This is a genomic window from Myxococcus faecalis (genome assembly GCF_050039385.1).
Taxonomy (GTDB): domain Bacteria; phylum Myxococcota; class Myxococcia; order Myxococcales; family Myxococcaceae; genus Myxococcus; species Myxococcus fulvus.
In genome coordinates, this window is sequence record NZ_CP144336.1 from 2,473,909 (window position 1) to 2,490,872 (window position 16,964).

Consider the following 16,964-nt stretch of genomic DNA (forward strand, 5'->3'; position numbering starts at 1 on the left):
GGTGACTCAGCTCCGACGCGCCTTGCGCGCCCGGAAGAACTGCTCCTGCTTGCGCAGGCGCTCGGCCCGCTCGTCGTTCGACGGCTCGGCCTGCTTCTCGGGACCCCGGTCCAGGTACTCGGCCAGCGCGCGGATGGTCGGAAAGCGGTACAGCTCCGTCATCGGCATCTTCCGGCCCAGCCGCCGCTGCAACGACATGTGGATCTGCGTCAGGTGCAGCGAGCTGCCGCCCACGTCGAAGAAGTTGTCGTCGATGCCGAAGTGCGCGCCGCGCAGCGCGTGACCCCACAGCTCGTGCAGCGCGCGCTCCAGCTCGCTGCGAGGCGCGACGGGAGGCATCGCGCTCCGGGAGGCCGCGGCCACCGGCGCCGCCAGCGCCTTCTTGTCGATCTTCCCGTTCGGCGTGAGCGGGAACGCGTCCAGGAACACGAAGTGCCCCGGCACCATGAAGCGCGGCAGGCGCTGCTCCAGGAACGCCCGCAGCTCGCGCGGCTCCACCTTCTCGGAGCACACCAGCCAGGCCACCAGCTCCATGTCCCGCGAGGGCCCGGGCCTGGCCAGCACCAGCACCTCGCGCGTGGCGGGGTGCTTCGACAGCGCCACCTCGATTTCACCCAGCTCGATGCGGTAGCCGTTGAGCTTCACCTGGTCATCGCGCCGGCCCAGGTAGTCGAGGTTCCCATCCGCGCGCCACTGCGCCACGTCACCCGTGCGGTACATGCGCCGACCGGGCATGAACGGGTCCGGCACGAAGCGCTCGGCCGTCAGGTCCGGCCGGTCCAGGTACCCACGCGCCAGGCCGTCCCCCGACAGGCACAGCTCGCCGGGCACGCCCCGGGGCACCAGCCGCAGGTCCTTGTCGAGGATGTAGACGCGCGTGTTCGCCAGCGGCTTGCCGATGAGCACCTTCGGGTCGTCGCCCGGGAAGCGGTAGCAGGTGCTGTACGTCGTGTCCTCGCTGGGGCCGTACAGGTTGCGCACCTGGATGGGCAGGCCCTCCAGCTGGGACATCACGCTCTGCGGGATGGGCTCGCCCGCCATGTTCAGCACGGTGACGTTGCCCAGGTCCGCGCCCGCCGCGAGCAGCTCCTTCACCACGGAGGGCACCGTGTTCACGAGGATGCGCGACTCGCTGTCCAGGTACTCGGAGATCTGCAGGCTGTTGCGCAGCAGGCGGACCCGCCGCCCCACCGACAGCGTGTAGAACATCTCGAAGATGGACAGGTCGAAGCAGTACGACGTGCCGAAGAAGGTGACGTCGAAGTCCGCCGCGCGGAACTCCGTCTGGCACCAGCGCAGGAAGGACACCGCGCTGTGGTGCTCGATGAGCGTGCCCTTTGGCCGGCCCGTGGAGCCGGACGTGTAGATGACGTACGCCAGGTCCTCGCAGCCGGGACGGTGCGCCATGTCCTCGTCCGAGTCCCCCCGCGCGGTGGTGATGTCCACGCACCCCGCGGGCGAGCCCTGGCGCGCCGTCTCCAGGAGCTGCGGCTCGGTGAGCAGGACGCGGCTGCTGCTGTCCTGCAGCAGGTAGCGCACGCGCTCGGCCGGGTACGCCGGGTCGATGGGCACGTAGGCCGCGCCGGACTTGAGGATGCCGAGCGTGCCGATGAGCAGCCACTCGGTGCGGTCCACCATCAGCCCCACCAGCACGTCCGGGCCGGCCCCATGGTGCGCGCGCAGGTAGTGCGCCAGCCGGTTGGCCCGCGCGTTCAGCTCGCGGTACGTCAGGTGCGTGTCCCCCACCGACAGCGCCACGGCGTCCGGCGTGCGGCGCACCTGCTCCTCCACCAGGTCCACCATGGAAGGCCCGTCCACCCAGTCCATCGGCCGGGGGTTCAAGCCCAGCAGCAGCTCCTCGCGCTCGGACGCGGACACCACCTCCAGCGCGTCACACGTGGCCGACGGGCGCTCCACCGCGTCCGCCAGCAGGCACTCGAAGCGCTCCAGCAGCCGGCGCGCGGTCCGCGCCAGGAAGAGGTCCGCGTTGTAGTGCAGCGCCAGCACCAGCCGCTCGCCCAGCTTCAGGCACTCCATGCCCACGTCGAACTGGGCCTCCTGCTGCGGCAGCACGTACGGCGACAGCGTCAGCCCGTGCACCTGGAACGTGCGGCCCTCGTCCACGGACAGGCCGAGCATCGCCAGCGGGTCGCGGTCGCTGACCGGCAGGTAGTTGAACATCACCTGGAAGACCGGCGGGCGCGACGCGTCCCGGGGCCCGCCCAGCTTCGCCACCAGCTGCGGGAACGGGTACGCCTGGTGCTCCAGCGCCTCCAGCACCCGCTTCTGCAGCTCGCGCGCGAAGGCGCCGAAGCCCAGCCCCTCGTCCACCGAGGAGCGCACCACCACGGGGTTGACGGCGTAGCCGACGACCTCCTGCAGCGCCGCGTCCTCCGCGGACATGAGCGTGTTGGTGGGCGTCCCCACCAGCACGTCGCGCTGGCCGGTGTGCCGCGACAGCAGCACGTGGAAGCACGCGAGCAGGAAGGTGTACAGCGTCACGCCCTGCTCACGCGCCCGGGCCTCCGCGCGGCGAACCAGCCCCCGGTCCAGCTCGTGGATGACGGTGTCACCGTGGCAGCCCTGCTCCGCGGGCCGGGGCTTGTCCGTGGGCAGCTCCAGCGCGGGAGGCGCTCCCGCGAGGCGCTCCTTCCAGTAGCGCTCCAGCACCTCGCCACGAGGACCGCCGAGCAGCGCCTGCTCCCACTCCACGAACTGGCGGTACTGCGTGCGAGGCGCCGGCAGGCTCGCCGTGCCCCCGGTGACGAGCTGACCGTAGAGCTCGAGCAGCTCCCGCTGGAGCACCTGCAGCGCCCGCGCGTCGTTGGAGACGTGGTGCTGGGTGAAGACCACCAGGTGCTCGCCGCCGTCCACGCGGGTGACGCTCAGCCGGGCCACCGGCCCCGTCGTCAAGTCGAAGGGCTTGCGCACCTCCTCGATGAGGCGGCGGCGCACCTCCGCCGGGGACACGCCGCGCGAGTCATTCAGGGTGAAGGGGAGCGTGCCCTTCTCCTGGACGCGCTGGAGCAGCCGCCCGTCATCGCTGACGCCGTAGGTGGTGCGCAGCACCTCGTGCCGCTCCACCAGCGCCTCGGCCGCGCGGCGCAGGGCCTCCACGTCCAGCGGGCCGTGCACGCGGAAGGAGAACAGCGTGTGGTACGCGTGGTTGTCCGGGTCGGACTGGTGCAGGTGGAACAGCGCGGCCTGGCCGTAGGAGAGGGCGAAGGGCTCCTGCACCGCCGCCACCCGCGGGGCCGCGTCCTGTCGCGCCAAGAGGCGCTTCAGCAGCTGCTTCTTCTCCTCCAGGGACATCGATTCGGTGTCTCGAGACATGACTCGGCTCTCCTCGCCGACGGCGAGCAATGGATTCGGGAGGCTGTGGACGCTCAGGACGCGAGGCGCTCGCGAAGCAGCGAGGCGAGTCTCGCGACGTGAGGCTCCAGACTCATGGTGAGGTGATTGCCTTCCACCTCGTGGATTTCGATGCCGCCTCGGGCCTTCCCAATCCAGCCGTACTCCGGATGGTGGGGGATGAGGTGGTCCCGGACACTGGCCCGGAAGTAGAGGATGCGGGTGTCGACCGGCTGGGCCGCGTAGCGCAGCAAGGCCTCGTTGTGCGCGCGCCACAGGCGCAGGAAGCTGCCGCCGTTCTCCTGGTTCATCCGGACGAAGGCGTCGGACATCTCCGGCGAGAGCTTCTTCACGTAGTCGAGGACGAAGTCGTCCGTCACCGGCTCCGAGTGGCGCACCGTGCCCCCGTCATCCGAGGGCGTGTCGAGCATCGCCAGGAGGTCCACGCGCTGGCCCAGCGCCGTCAGCCTGCGGGCCATGTCGAAGGCCACGGTGCCGCCCATGGAGGAGCCGCAGAACAGGTAGGGGCCCTCGGGCTGGAGGCCCCGCACCAGCTCCAGGTAGTGCAGCGCCATGTCCTCGATGCGGGTGTCGGGCGGCACCTCGCCCTCCACGCCGCGCGCCTGGATGCCGTACACCGGCTGCTCCTTGTCCAGGTGCCGCACCAGGGGCAGGAAGCCGAACACCGAGCCGCCCGCGGGGTGGATGCAGAACAGCGGCGTGCGTCCGGGCACGCCCCGCTGCAAGCGCACCACGCCAGCGGGCAGCGCGGGCTCGCTCGGCGCCGCCGGAGCGGAGGTCGACGAGGGCCGGGTGGCGGACACCTGCGCGCCAATCTGCGCCGCGGAGGAGTGCTCCAACAGCGCGTTGAGCGACAGCTGCACGTCGAGCCGCTCCCGCAGCCGCGCGCTCAGCTGCACCATCAGGAGCGAGTTGAGGCCCAGGTCGTAGAAGTTGTCGTGGATGCCCACGGCCTCCACGCCCAACAGCTCCGCCAGCGCCTCGCACACCTGCGTCTCCACCTCGTCGCGCGGCGCCACGTAGGCCGTGCGCTGCGCGGGACGCGGCGCCTTCGCGCCCTGCTTCCGGGAGGCGGTGCTCTCGGGGCGCTGGGCGGCGCGGGCCTGGAGGGGCGCGCGGGACACGTAGACGTGCGCGCCCTCGAAGCCCGCGAGGATGCGCGTGAGGGCCTCCACGCCCTCCTGGTTGCTCAGCGCGCCGGGCAGCGTGAGGCGCCCGGGCGTAGCGACACCCGGAGTCCCCTCCGCCGTCGGCGAGGAGAACGTCTGGTGCATGTCGTCGAGCCGCTTGAGGGTGAAGCCCTCCACGTCCACCACCACCCCGCCCTGCTCGTCCATCAGGGTGATGTCGAACACGCGCAGCGACGCCGCGTCCTCGGTGTCATGCCGCCACCGCGTGTGCACCCGCACGCGCGCGGGGACGGGCCCGTGCACGGTCAGCCGACGGTAGGTCAGCGGCAGGAAGAGCCCCTGGGCCGCCGCGCCCGCCGTGCCCTTCTCGCGCAGCTCCAGGAGCCGCGAGTACCCCGTCACCACGTCGAGCAGCGCGGGGTGGAACCGGTAGACGCCCAGCTCCTCCCGGTACGCCTCCGACAGGGAGAAGGTCGCCAGCAGCTCCCGCCCGCCGAAGAACAGCCGCGAGTCCACCGTCGTCCAGCGCGGGCCGAAGAAGATGTGGTGCTCGTCGGCGTCCCCCATCAGCGACTGCGCGGACTCCAGGGCATCGGTGCACCGAGACTCCGCCTGCGCCAGCGGGTGGGCCCGAGCGGCGCCCTCCGTCCAGCGCGCGGTGCCCAGCACGTGCTCCTGCCACACGTCCTCGCGCGAAGAGGCGGGGCGGCTCTGGACGCGGAAGCGAAGGCGCTCGCCCGAAGGACTCAGCACCAGCCGCACCTCGCGGCGCTCTCCCGGCATCACCGTGAGCGGCGTCACGAAGACGACGTCGCTCAGCTCCACCGCCATGCCCGGCCGCTCCGCCGTCAGCGCGGAGACGACCATCTCCAGGTAGCCCGTGCCGGGCATCAACGGCTGACCGAGCACCCGGTGCTCATCGAGCACCCACTGCAGCTCGGGCGCCATCACCTGCGTGTAGACGAGGTCCTCGCCCTCCACGCGGCGCATGCCCAGCAGCGGGTGCCCCGGCAGCAGGCCCCGCGTCGAACGGGCGCCCGCGCCGCGCAGCGCCGCCACGGCCATGCCCGCCTCGCCCCACGTGTCCCAGCCGACGGACACGGCGCGCAGCCCTGTCGAGCGCAGCAGGTGGGCGTAGCCGTCCAGGAAGGCGTTCGCGGCCGCGTAGGCCACCTGCCCCGGCTCGCCGCGCAGGCTCGTCACGGAGGAGCACAGGACGAAGGTGTCCGGAGGGTCGGCCGCCAACAGCCGCCCCAGGTGCAGCGCCCCGAGCACCTTCGGCCGGAACACGGCCTCCACCTGCTCGCGCGTCTGGAGCTGGAGCGCGCCGCCCCCCGGCACGCCCGCCGCGTGGAGGACGCCCTCGATGCGACCGAAGCACTCCCGGGCCCTCGCCAGCGCCGAGGCGAGCTGGGCCTCGTCGCCCACGTCCACCGCCAGGGGCAGCACCTCGGCCCCCAGCCGCTCCAGGGCCTCGAGCTTCTCCAGCCGCTCCCGGTCCTCACCGTGGAGCTCCCCCGAGTCCCGCCGGGGCACCGAGCGCCCCAGCAGCACCAACCGGGCCTGCCGCGTGCGCGCCAGGTGCTCCGCGAAGACGAGCCCCATGCCGCCGAGCCCACCGGTGATGAGCCACGTGCGCCCGGGGAGCGGCGACTCCGCTCCGGAGGCCTCCGTCGCCGGCAACGCCACGGGCGAGACGCGCGGCCCCCAGCGCTGCGCTCCACGCAGGGCCACCACGCCCGCCGTCTCCTCGGCGGAGAGCTCGTCCACGAGCGCCCGCGCCAGGCCCTCCGAGGGCGTCGCGGCCACATCCACCAGCCGGCACGTCAGCCCCGGCACCTCCAGCGAGATGCCCCGGCACGCGCCCAGCAGCGTCGCCTTCTCCGGCCGCTCGCGCTCACCCTCCACCACCGCGTGGACACCGTCGGCCACGGCCACCAGCGCCACGGGCCGTCCACCGCCACGCTCACCGAGCGCCTGCGCCAGCCACAACAGGCTGTAGAGCCCCCGCTCCTGCGCGGGTCCCAGCGTCGAGGGCGTGAGGGAGACCTCCGAGGGCCCCGTCACGCTCCAGGCATGCACCACGCGGTCCGGGAGCCGGCCTTCCTTCGCCAGCGCCTCCACCAAGCGCTGGTGGTCCTCGCGGCTGCCGGGGCGCAGGCGATAGAGCCCGTCCTCCCGCCGCTCGAACACGTCCCCCGACTCCACGCGCGTGACGAGGGCCGCCGCGACGCCCAGCTTCGCGAGCGCCTCCCGCGCCAGCTCCGAGTCGTCCAGGAACCAGAGCCACCGCTCCCCCTCGACGCGAGCGCGCGGCGACGGACGCGGCAGCGGGGCCCACGTGGTGACGTGGAACAGGCCCTCGTGCGCATCGCGCGCGGCGGCGACGGGCGCCTCCGTGGGAGCCTCCACCCAGTGGCGCTGACGCTCGAAGGGATAGGTCGGCAGGTGGACGCGGCGACGAGGCGCCTCGCGCCACAGGGCCGCGAGGTCCAGCGCGCCACCGGCCTCCCACAGCCGCCCCAGCGTCTCCAGCAGCACCCGGCCGTCATGGGCCGCGGCCTTCGGGTGGCGCATCGTCGACAGGATGGTGGCCGTGGCGCCCTTCTCGGGGAGCATCCGCGCCAGCGCGCCGAGCCCGTTGCCCGGCCCCACCTCCAGCAACACGCGCTCCTCGCGCAAGAGCGTGCCCACGCCCCGGGCGAACTCCACCGCCTCGCGCATGTGGCGCACCCAGTAGTCGGGTGACGTGGCCTCCGCGGGGGTGATGAAGCGCCCGGTGAGGTTGGAGACGAACGGGATGCGCGGCGCGGACAGCGTCACCTGCTCCACCACCCGGCGGAACGCCGCCAGCGCGTCATCCACCATGTACGAGTGGAACGCGTGCGAGGTGCGCAGCGCGCGCGCCTGGACGCCCCGGCCCGACAGCGTCGCCGCCAGCGCGTCCACCGCCTCGGGATGACCCGCCACCACGCAGGAGGCCGGGCCGTTCACCGCGGCCAGCGACAGCCGCTCGTTCAGCAGGCTCCGCACCTCCTCGCGAGGCAGCGGCACCGAGAGCATCTTCCCCGGCGGCAACGCCTGCATCAGCTTGCCGCGCAGCGCGATGAGCCGCAGCCCGTCCTCCAGCGGGAAGACGCCCGCGAGGCACGCGGCCACCCACTCCCCCACGCTGTGGCCGAGCATCGCCGAGGGCTCCACGCCCCGGGACATGAGCAGCCGCGCCAGCGCGTACTCGACGACGAAGAGCGAGGGCTGCGTCAGCTCCGTGCGCGCCAGCCGCTCCGTCGCCGCGTCGCTGGCCTCCGCGTGGAGCACCTCGCGCAGATCCAGCCCCAGGTGCGGCCGGAGCAGCGCCGCGCAGCGGTCCACCGTGTCGCGGTACTCCGGCTCCGTCTCGTACAGCCCGCGCCCCATGGACGCGTACTGCGAGCCCTGCCCCGGGAACAGGAACGCCACCGGCGTCTGTCGGGCCGCCACCGGCTCCACCGGGAGCCTCGCCTCCAGCGCCCCGGCCGCCTGGGCCACGTCCGCCGCGACCAGCGAGGCGCGGTACGGCAGGAGCTTGCGCCCCATCGCCAGCGTGAAGGCCACGTCCCCCAGGTCCACCGAGGGCTCCCGGCGCAGGTGCCCGGCCAGCCGCAGCCGGGCGCGCTCCAGCGCCTCGGGCGTCCGCGCGGACAACACCAGCAACTGCTCGCCCTGGCTCGCCGGCATGGACTCCTGGGCCGGAGCCTCCTCCAGCACCACGTGGGCGTTGGTGCCGCCGATGCCGAACGCGCTCACGCCGGCGCGCCGGGGCGCGCCCAGCTCGGGCCAGGGCGTGGGCTGGGTGACGACGCGGAAGTTGCCCGACTCCAGGTCCAGGTGCGGGTTGGGCTTCTCGAAGTGCAGCGACGGAGGGATGGCGCCGTGGCGCAGCGAGAGCGCCACCTTCATCAACCCGGCGACCCCCGCCGCCGCGTCGGTGTGGCCCAGGTTCGACTTCACCGAGCCCAACAGGAACGGCGTCTCTCGGGGCCCCTCCGAGGCGAAGGCCCGCGTCAGCGCGGCGACCTCGATGGGGTCTCCCATGGGCGTGGCGGTGCCGTGCGCCTCCACGTACGCCACGCTCGCGGGGTCCACGTCCGCCAGCGTGTACGCGGTGCGAATCACCTCCGCCTGCGAGTCCACGCTCGGCGCGGTGTAGCCCACCTTCGAGGCGCCATCGTTGTTGACGGCGCTGCCCTTGATGACCGCGTAGATGGCGTCGCCGTCCCGCACGGCGTCCTCCAGCCGCTTGAGCACCACACAGCCCACGCCATGGCTGAAGACGGTGCCGCCCGCCCGCGCGTCGAACGTCCGCGTGGCGCCGTCCTTGGACAGGATGAAGTTCGGGTTGTGCAGGTAGCCGGTGCGCAGGGGCAGCGTGACGGCCGCCCCGCCCGCGAGCGCCATGTCCGACTCGAAGCTCAACAGGCTCTGACACGCCAGGTGCACGGCCACCAGCGACGTGGAGCACGCCGTCTGCACCGTGAGGCTCGGACCCCGCAGGTTCAACTTGTAGGAGACCCGCGTGGACAGGAAGTCCTTGTCGTTGGAGATGAAGGCCGCGAAGAACTCCTCGAGCGGCACCGGCACGCCAGGACGCGCCAGGTGCGTATAGAGGTAGCTGTTGAGCCCCACCCCACCGAAGACGCCCACCGGCATCCCCGTCAGACGGGTCGGGTCATAGCCCGCGTCCTCGAACGCGGCCCACGCGCTCTCCAGGAACACCCGCTGCTGCGGGTCCAGCAGCTGCGCCTCCCTCGGGCTGAAGTCGAAGAAGCCCGCGTCGAAGCAGTCCGCGTCCGCGATGACGCCCTTGGCGCGCACGTAGGCCGGATTGCGCAACACCTCCGCCGGCACGCCCGCGGCCAACAACTCCTCATCGCGAAACCGCGAGATGGAGTCGACACCACCGATGAGATTCTCCCACAGTTGAAGAGCGCTCTCTGCCCCCGGAAAGCGCCCTGCCATGCCAATCAAGGCAATGCCTTGCAACTCCTGGCCCCCTGTATCCATCGACTTCAGCCCCTGATGAAGCGCGTGTTCCCCAAACACACAGTAGCATGTCCTATTCGGATTCAAATCATGCTTTCAGATCTTCCAGTGACAGCGGATTGGGCGAATCTTCCGAAGGAATCAGGGAGTCCTCGTTGCGAGAAATTCACGCATGAATTCCGCGCCACCCTGAACGCACGAGGGCCCTTTTCTTCCTCAGGACCCCCTGAGATTTCCCGCGAGCACCCGGTCGCCACCCTCGAGGGCGACACCATGCAACGCCCCTCTGACAAGCCCCCGTGGACGGGACTCTCCAGGTGGGTCCGGCGAGCCATCCCGGAGGGCTCGAACCGAGCCATTCTGGAGCAGTTCCAGCGCTGTAGCCTCGCAAGCTACAACTGACTCTCGACCTCCGATTGGATGTGATTGCGCATGAGCAGTATTTGGCGGGCAGGCAACAAGGCGCCGCGAAAGGCCACGCTTGTTCCTGACCTGGAGTCATGACTCGGGCCGAGCGAGGTCGGGCTCGAGGCCCGGTGACCTGAACGCCACGTCAACTCAGTCGTGCGGCTCGAGCTCCCGGGCCAGCGCCTCGAGCAGCTCGCGGGTGCCCTCATTGAAGACGCGCGCGGCGTTGGCGGGGCACGTGCGCTCGAGGGGGAAGCTCTTGTGGACGACGGGCGTGTTCATCTCTTCCTCCGGGGTGGGGTGGGGGCTTCGGTCTCTTCGGGCCCTTCCAACAGTGCTCCCAGGGCGTCCAGGCGGGCTGGAAAAGTCCGCGCGCGGGCGGTCCCCTCCCCTGTCCACGGGCGTGCTGATGAACACTGGTTGCGATGAGGCCACGGCGGCTCGCGGGGCTTTGCGACACTCATCCGATGACCGCCTGGCCCGACGAGGAACGCTGCGCCCGGGTGCTCCACGAGCACCACGGCCTGGAAATCTCGGCGCTCGAGCCGCTCACGGCGGGCCTGGATTCGGACGCGCGGGTGCTGAAGGTCACCACCCGGCGGGGCGCGCCCTGGCTCCTCAAGCTGCGGCGGAGGTGGTCGGACGCGCGGCTCCGACTGGCGTGGCATCTCCACCATCGGGAAGGCGTGCGGGAGGTGTCCGCCCCGATGTCCTCGCTGAGCGGGGAGCTCGCGCCGCGCGCCGAGGACGTGGGCTGGACGCTCTACCCCTTCATCGACGCGCCGAGCGGCTTCGAGCGGCCGCCCACCACCGAGCACTGGCAGCGCCTGGGCCAGGCCCTGCGGCGCGTCCACGAGGCGCGCCTGCCGCCGGAGCTGCACGCGGCGCTCCCGGAGCCGGACGCCCCGCCGCTCGAGGCCGCGCGGGCCCGGCACGAGGCGATGCTCCGCGGTGCGCTCACCACGGCGGCCACGGCGCCGCTGGTCGACGCGTGGACCCGACACGCGGGGCGCATCGCGACGGTGCTCCAGCGCGCGGCCGTGCTCGCGGGGAGCGTCCGCGGCTCCGCGGAGCAGGCCGTGCCGTGCCACGCGGACCTGCACGCGGGGAACCTGCTCGTGGGCGATGACGCGCTCACCGTCGTCGACTGGGACTCCGCGACGCGAGGGCCCCGGGAGGTGGACCTCATGTTCATCGGCGCGGGTGTGGGAGGGATTGGCACCCGCGACGAGGAGGTGGCCGCGTTCATGGCCGGCTACGGGGACGTCCCGGTGGACCGGCGGCGGCTGTGCGCCTGTCGCCACGAGCGAATCGTCGTCGACCTGCTGGAGCTGAGCGACCTGCTCCTGGGCGAAGGCGGCGACGCGTCCGAGCGGGCGCGCTGGCTGGGGTACTTCACCGCGCAGTTCGACGAGGACAACGTCGTCGCCAGGGCCGAGCGGTCCTGGGCGGCGCTGTGAATCAGAGCGGCGCGGCGGCGCCCGCGGTGTCCGCGGCGGGGCTCGAGTCCTCGGTCACCGCCGAGTTCAACACCCAGTTGACGCCATATGTCCTTCCCAGGGCCCTGTAGGTGGCGCGCTTGCCACAGCCCGTGACGCCCGCGGTGGCGTCGTCGATTCTCGTGGCGCTCAGCTGCGAGCGCGGACAGCCCAGGTCGAACTCCGCGCGGGCCCGCACGTCGGGAACCCAGCCGCACTGCCCGACGCGGCAGCGCAGCTCGTAGACGCCCTCCGCGTTGCAGCCGGACATCTGGTACTGGTTCTCCCCGAGGTAGGTGGGCGTCAGCTCCTCGGCGCACTTGAGGTCCTTCGCCGCGAGCTTCTCCAGGTTCGCGTAGCGCTTCGCGTTCAGGGACGGCCCCATCTGGGCGAAGTCCACCTTGGGGTGGCTGCGACGCCCGCCGCAGCCGGACGCCAGGACCGCCATGCCCATGCCCGCCAACAACCACCGTGAGAGGTTCATGGCGCAATGACATACCACGCCGTCAACGCCCCAGCGCGGCCGCCGCCAGCGCCGCGACGCGCAGGTCCACGGTCGCGTCCGCTCCCTCCTCCACCAGCCAGGCCGCGGACAGCCCCGTCCACGCGAGCACCCAGCGCAGCAACAGCCCGCGCTCCATCCCCGAGGCCTCGGACACCCCCTGGACGCGGCGCTGGAAGACCTCCGGGAGGACCGCCAGGGGCAGCTCGGGGTTGGCCATGTCCGGGTTGGTGAAGATGTTGGCGAAGTCGAAGCCTCGCGCACCCAGCAGCCGCTTCGGGTCGATGGCCAGCCAGCCTCGTGCGCCGAAGTCCAGGACGTTGTCGTGGTGCAGGTCGCCATGCAGCACGACGGATGGCGCCGGCGTCGCGAGCACCTCGCGCGCGGCCTGGGCCGAGCGGGTGAACGCACCCCCGTGCGTGGCAGCGGCGAGCGCCAGGGGTTCGAACCAGCGCGGCAGCGGAACCAGGTCCTCCGGAGGCGGCGTCGAACGAGGCGCATGCAGCCTGTCCGCGACCGCGCAGAGGATGCGGCACGCCTCGTCATCCTCGCCACCCCGCGCCATCTGGGTGAGTGAACGGGCGCCCTCCGCGCGCTCCAGCAGCAGCGCGTGGCCCTCCGCCGCGAACACGCGCGCGGCGCCGTCTCCCGCCCACCACGTCATCACCCGGGCGCCGTGTTGCTCCTCCGCGTCCAGCGCGAGCTTGAGCATCGCGGGCGTTTGCCGCCAGCGCACCGGGAGCAGCCGCGCACCCGGGGTGACGATGGGCCCGCCCTCCGGTGTCAGGGACCAGCGGCGCAGGAATTCGTCGAACATGGGCCAAGCATAAGGCCCCGTGCGCCACGCGCCGTGCGGCCACGTCAGCACCGCTACTCACGCGCGCGGGTTTCGCTCACACTCGCGACATGGCGACCCTGCGTGAGCTGTCGGACTTCATCACCGCCGAATTCCCCCAGACGCGCGTGCGAATCCTGGAGGTGGGCCACCGGAGCGCCACCGTCGCGCACGAGGTGGGCCCCGGTGAGCTTCGGCCCGGCGGCACGGTGTCCGGCCCGGTGCTGATGGCCACCGCGGACGTGGCGCTCTACGTGGCCCTGCTGGGCGAGATTGGCCTCGTCCCGCTCGCCGTGACGACGAGCCTGAGCTTCAACTTCATGCGCAAGCCCTCCGCGGACCGCCGCATCATCGGCGTGTGCACGTTGCTCAAGGTGGGGCGGAGCCTCGCGGTGGGCGAGGTGTCGCTGTACTCGGAGGGCCTGCCGGAGCCCGTGGCCCACGCGGTGGGGACGTATGCCATTCCCCCTGCCTCGCACGGTGGCTCAAGGCCCTGAGGGACGCAGGCGTGCATAGAGCGCCTGGTCGTGCACGACGCCGTCCTTGACGGCGCTGCGCCGCAGCACGCCCTCGCGCTGGAAGCCCGCCTTCTCCAGCCCCCGACAGGACGCCGCGTTGTCGGCGAAGGGCAGCGCGAAGAGCCGAAGGAGGTCCGTGTTCGCGAAGGTCCAGCCGCAGAAGGCGTCGAGGCCCGCGCTGACGATGCCCCGCCCCCACAGCGAGCGGCCGAGCCAGTACCCCACCTCCGCGGAATGGCGCTCGATGTCGGTGCCGGGAATCATCCCCATGGAGCCCACGGCCTCGCCGGCCACCTCGATGGCGAAGTCACGAGGCGGGGACACCGCGCCCGCGCAGCCCACCCAGCCCGCCGCGTCCTGGGCGGTGTAGGGGTGGGGAAACCGGTCGCGGAGGTTGCGCCACACCTCGCGGTCGTTGGCGTGATGGACCAGGGAGGCCTCGTCCCCGCGCCGCCAGGGGCGCAGGACACAGGGGCCACACTCGATGCGGAATGGAGGGGTCATCGGACGGAGCATGCCACGCGGCCGATGTCCGCTTCGTTCAAGGCGCACGGCGGAGACGTGCCCATCCTCAGCCCATGCCCCTCTCCACCAAGGACGCCGCGCGCAGGCTCTATCGCCGACTCGAAGAGGCCATCCACTCCGGCGACTTCGACGTCGTCGATGACGTCATCCAGCAGGACGCCGTCGACCACCATCCGGACCCGGACATGATGCCGGGGCCCGAGGGCATCAAGCAGGGCTTCGCCGGCCTGCGGGCCGCGTTCCCGGACATCCGCTTCGAGCTCGAGGACCTGGTCGCCGAGGGGGACAAGGTCGCCTGTCGAATCACCGCCCGGGCCACCCACCGGGGGCCTTTCATGGGCTTCGCCGCGACCGGGCTGCCGGTGAGCTACACGCTGCTGGACCTGCTGCGCTTCTCCCCCGAGGGGAGGTTGGTCGAGCGCTGGGGGCTGGTGGAGGAGGGGCACCTGCGCCAGCAGCTCGGCCGTCCTCCGCGCTGAAGTCGCCGCGATGCGAAGGTGGAGGAGCCGAGCCGCCAAGGTCAGCAGGAGCCTTCCGCCTACGGCCCCTCGCAGTGCGGGGACGCGGACTTGCCCTTGAGGTGTTCGAGCGCATTCGCCGCCGAGGTGGCCACCGTGCCGACCCAACCGGGCACGGGCGTCTCGTCCACGAGCATCGCTTCCATCGCGGGGACGAGCGGCGGATGCGCTGTCGCGCCGAGCGCGAAGAGCGCGCAGTAGCGGACCTCAGGCGATGAGTCCTTCAGTGCCGCCAGCAGGGCCTGGACTCCGGCCTCGAACCGCGAGGAGCCCACCTCGACCTGCGGGAACATGTAGGCGAGCCCCTCCGAGGCCTGTCCCCGAACCTTCTCGCCCTCCGTCGGGTCGGACAGGACCCGAATCATGAGGTCCCACAGGGCGTCGGGCTCCGCATGCCAGGTGAGCGCGAAGAGAATCCCCTGGCGATTGTCCGCGCGTCGCTCGAGCGCAAGCAACTCGAGCAGTCGGGGCATGGTGGACGGATCCGACGAGAGGAGGTTCGCCGCGGGGATGATGCGCGCCCGCTCGGAGGCGAGGAGGTCCGCGAGCGCGGCGTCACGCTGCTCGGGTGACAACCGCGGGCGCTGCTGAGTGGCCAAGGTCTACCTCGAAGGGAATCGCCGCCAGGTTCATGGGCTTCGAGCCCACCGAGCCCCCGCATCGCGGCCTGCGGACATCGAGGCCGCGATGGGGCGAAAATCCCTCTCCGGAACTGACACCCTGGCGCCGCGACGGCGGGCGCCCTGGAACCTCACGCCGCGTCGCGCTCGGCGCTCTGTTGGTGTTCCTTGCTGGCGCGGTGGCGGCCCAGGTAGTGACCGAACGCGGCGAGCAGGGCCTCCGAGTCCTTCAGCTTGTTCAAGCAGATGGACACCTTGCCCTGCGTGGCCCCCGTCCCGTTCAGGAGCAGGTCCAGGTACTTCTTGAACATGCGGTCCTCGGTGGTCGCCGTCGTCACCTCGTCCAGGTGCACCGGCGCCGCCCACTCCTCGCAGTACACCTCCGCGAAGGTCAGCCGGACCTCGTGGCCCTCCTCCTTCGCCTCGAACGTCATCGGCGGGAAGTACCGCTCCACGTGCTCCCGCTCCTCGTCGTTGGACGGCGCGTACCGGTACGCCAGCGCCACGTCATGCGCCTTCGAGAAGCGCGACTCGTACGCCCGCCACAGCCGCGCCTCGATGCCGTCCGCGTCCTCGAACGCCTCCGCCCACGAGGACGTCACCGGCTCCACCAGCATCTGCCCCATGTCCTCCGGCGACAGCTTCACGCCCACGTTCTCCAGCCGCGCCGACAGCGGCGGGTGCGAATCGAACGGGTGCGGCGTCACCGAGCCATTCAAATCGCCCTGCAGCGCCTCCGACTGCGCGTACTCCGCGAAGCCATGCGCCACCCGCTGCGCGATGGCCACGCTCTGGTGCTGCTCGTCACGGTTGAACAGCGCCGCCTCCACGCGGTCCCGGAAGTTGGCGTACGCGACCACCTTCACCAGCGAGTGCGCCACGTCCCGCCCCGAGGTGACGCTCGCCGCGAGCCGGTCCGCCGCGAACTCACTGGCGCGCCGGCTGCGCCCCAACGACAGCTCGAACAGCCCCCGATAGGACAGCATGAAGTAGTAGACCGGCCGGGTCAGCCCACCCTCGTGGAGCGCCTCCAGGTACTGGCCGAACCGCGCCAGCATCGGCGCCAACCGCTTGCCATGTCCCGTGTCGCCGCCCAGCAGGTGCCCCATCTCGTGCGCCAGCACCGCCTCCGCCTCGCGCCGCTCCAGCTGCCGCAGCAGCGACAGGCTCACGAACAGCGTGCGCCCCCGCAGCGTCCGCTCTCCCACGCGGATGTCGCCCTCGGTGACGAAGAAGTTCGCGTCGATTCCCGCCAGCAGGTGGTCCGGCGGCGGCGTCTGCAGCCGCTGACACAGCTTGCGCACGTGCGCCCAGAGCTCCGGCGCCTTCGACTCCTCGACGACCTCCGCCTCCACCTCGAAGTCCATCGGCGGACGCTTGAAGATGGCCACCACCACCAGGAACGCCGCACCCGCCGCCATCAGCCCCACCGCCAGGATGAGCTTCACCGAGTAGCGCTGCGTCAGCACCGCCGTCACCCAGTACGACAGCCACACCGCCAGCGCCCCCTGGCCGATGACCTGGAGCGCGGTCGCGATGCGCAGCAGGTTCCAGCCCACCACGAAGCTCAGGTACTGGATGGGCCGGGAGATGAACGCCGCCAGCCCGCACATCAGCGCAATCAACGCGGAGGCGAGCCCCAACAACACCAACCCCAACGCCCCGCGGTACGCCCAGCCGAACTGCATCGCGTCCGTGCACCCGTCACCGAAGCTCGCGCGAAACCCCGCCCGCTCCTCGTCCGTGCTCATGCACGCCTCCACCGCGGAGAAGGTGCTGTACGCCTCCAACACCTCCTTGCGCTGGACCTCGTCGAGCTCCCGGTCCTGCATCACCTGCTGCGAGATGGCGGAGCGGATGCGCTCGTCGAACCAGTTGCTGGCGTAGCCCGTGAACCAGAGCCCGAACACGGGAAGGGCGAACAGCAGGAGCGCGGGCAAGACATAACCGCGCAGGACACCGGAGACGGAAGAGGTCGTGGCCATGGTCTGTGGGAAGCAGGGCCCTTATCCCATGGATGGGTTCCCGCAAACCAT

The 16,964-nt window shown here is 71.7% G+C and carries 11 protein-coding genes; 3 read left to right on the forward strand and 8 right to left on the reverse strand.

The genetic code is table 11. From position 1 onward, the window contains the following. Window positions 1-6: 6 nt before the first annotated feature. The 3 genes from VZQ01_RS09690 to VZQ01_RS09700 all read right to left on the reverse strand — a co-directional run bounded on the left by VZQ01_RS09690 (window position 7) and on the right by VZQ01_RS09700 (window position 10,214). The gene (locus VZQ01_RS09690) at window positions 7-3,333 is read right to left on the reverse strand and encodes a non-ribosomal peptide synthetase (protein ID WP_426747649.1); all 3,327 of its coding nucleotides are present in this window, start codon (window positions 3,331-3,333) and stop codon (window positions 7-9) included. Window positions 3,334-3,386: 53 nt separating this feature from the next. Beyond that, window positions 3,387-9,545: a type I polyketide synthase gene (locus VZQ01_RS09695; RefSeq protein WP_426747650.1), complete on the reverse strand. Its 6,159-nt coding sequence runs from the start codon at window positions 9,543-9,545 to the stop codon at window positions 3,387-3,389. Between the two features lie 537 nt (window positions 9,546-10,082). Then, complete coding sequence (locus VZQ01_RS09700; RefSeq protein WP_426747651.1) at window positions 10,083-10,214, reverse strand: hypothetical protein; 132 nt, start codon at window positions 10,212-10,214, stop codon at window positions 10,083-10,085. A 185-nt stretch (window positions 10,215-10,399) separates the two neighbouring features. Here VZQ01_RS09700 and VZQ01_RS09705 point away from each other — a divergent pair, with 185 nt between their 5' ends. Further along, the gene (locus VZQ01_RS09705; RefSeq protein ID WP_426747652.1) at window positions 10,400-11,392 is read left to right on the forward strand and encodes a phosphotransferase enzyme family protein; all 993 of its coding nucleotides are present in this window, start codon (window positions 10,400-10,402) and stop codon (window positions 11,390-11,392) included. A gap of 1 nt (window position 11,393) precedes the next feature. On the opposite strand, the gene VZQ01_RS09710 is transcribed toward VZQ01_RS09705, so the two are convergent. Together VZQ01_RS09710 and VZQ01_RS09715 are read right to left on the reverse strand one after the other, a co-directional pair. Further along, complete coding sequence (locus VZQ01_RS09710; RefSeq protein ID WP_223784630.1) at window positions 11,394-11,894, reverse strand: hypothetical protein; 501 nt, start codon at window positions 11,892-11,894, stop codon at window positions 11,394-11,396. Window positions 11,895-11,916: 22 nt separating this feature from the next. Beyond that, the gene (locus tag VZQ01_RS09715) at window positions 11,917-12,729 is read right to left on the reverse strand and encodes an aminoglycoside phosphotransferase family protein (RefSeq protein WP_426747653.1); all 813 of its coding nucleotides are present in this window, start codon (window positions 12,727-12,729) and stop codon (window positions 11,917-11,919) included. An 89-nt stretch (window positions 12,730-12,818) separates the two neighbouring features. Between VZQ01_RS09715 and VZQ01_RS09720 the strand changes: the two genes are divergently transcribed. Continuing rightward, window positions 12,819-13,244: a PaaI family thioesterase gene (locus VZQ01_RS09720; protein ID WP_223748021.1), complete on the forward strand. Its 426-nt coding sequence runs from the start codon at window positions 12,819-12,821 to the stop codon at window positions 13,242-13,244. On the opposite strand, the gene VZQ01_RS09725 is transcribed toward VZQ01_RS09720, so the two are convergent. Next, entirely contained in the window at window positions 13,233-13,769 is a 537-nt protein-coding gene (locus tag VZQ01_RS09725) for a GNAT family N-acetyltransferase (protein ID WP_426747654.1), read from the reverse strand. The two genes, VZQ01_RS09720 and VZQ01_RS09725, sit on opposite strands and share 12 nt — an antisense overlap. 74 nt (window positions 13,770-13,843) lie before the next feature. Between VZQ01_RS09725 and VZQ01_RS09730 the strand changes: the two genes are divergently transcribed. Further along, a complete protein-coding gene (locus VZQ01_RS09730; RefSeq protein WP_223748019.1) occupies window positions 13,844-14,269 on the forward strand; it encodes an ester cyclase in 426 nt (141 codons plus the stop codon). Window positions 14,270-14,328: 59 nt separating this feature from the next. Here VZQ01_RS09730 and VZQ01_RS09735 read toward each other — a convergent pair whose 3' ends face one another. Together VZQ01_RS09735 and VZQ01_RS09740 are read right to left on the reverse strand one after the other, a co-directional pair. Then, window positions 14,329-14,907, reverse strand: a complete 579-nt coding sequence (locus VZQ01_RS09735) for a HEAT repeat domain-containing protein (RefSeq protein WP_223748018.1) — start codon at window positions 14,905-14,907, stop codon at window positions 14,329-14,331. Window positions 14,908-15,059: 152 nt separating this feature from the next. Next, window positions 15,060-16,913, reverse strand: coding sequence for a M48 family metallopeptidase (locus tag VZQ01_RS09740; RefSeq protein WP_426747656.1), 1,854 nt, complete (start codon window positions 16,911-16,913; stop codon window positions 15,060-15,062). Between the last annotated feature and the right edge of the window lie 51 nt (window positions 16,914-16,964).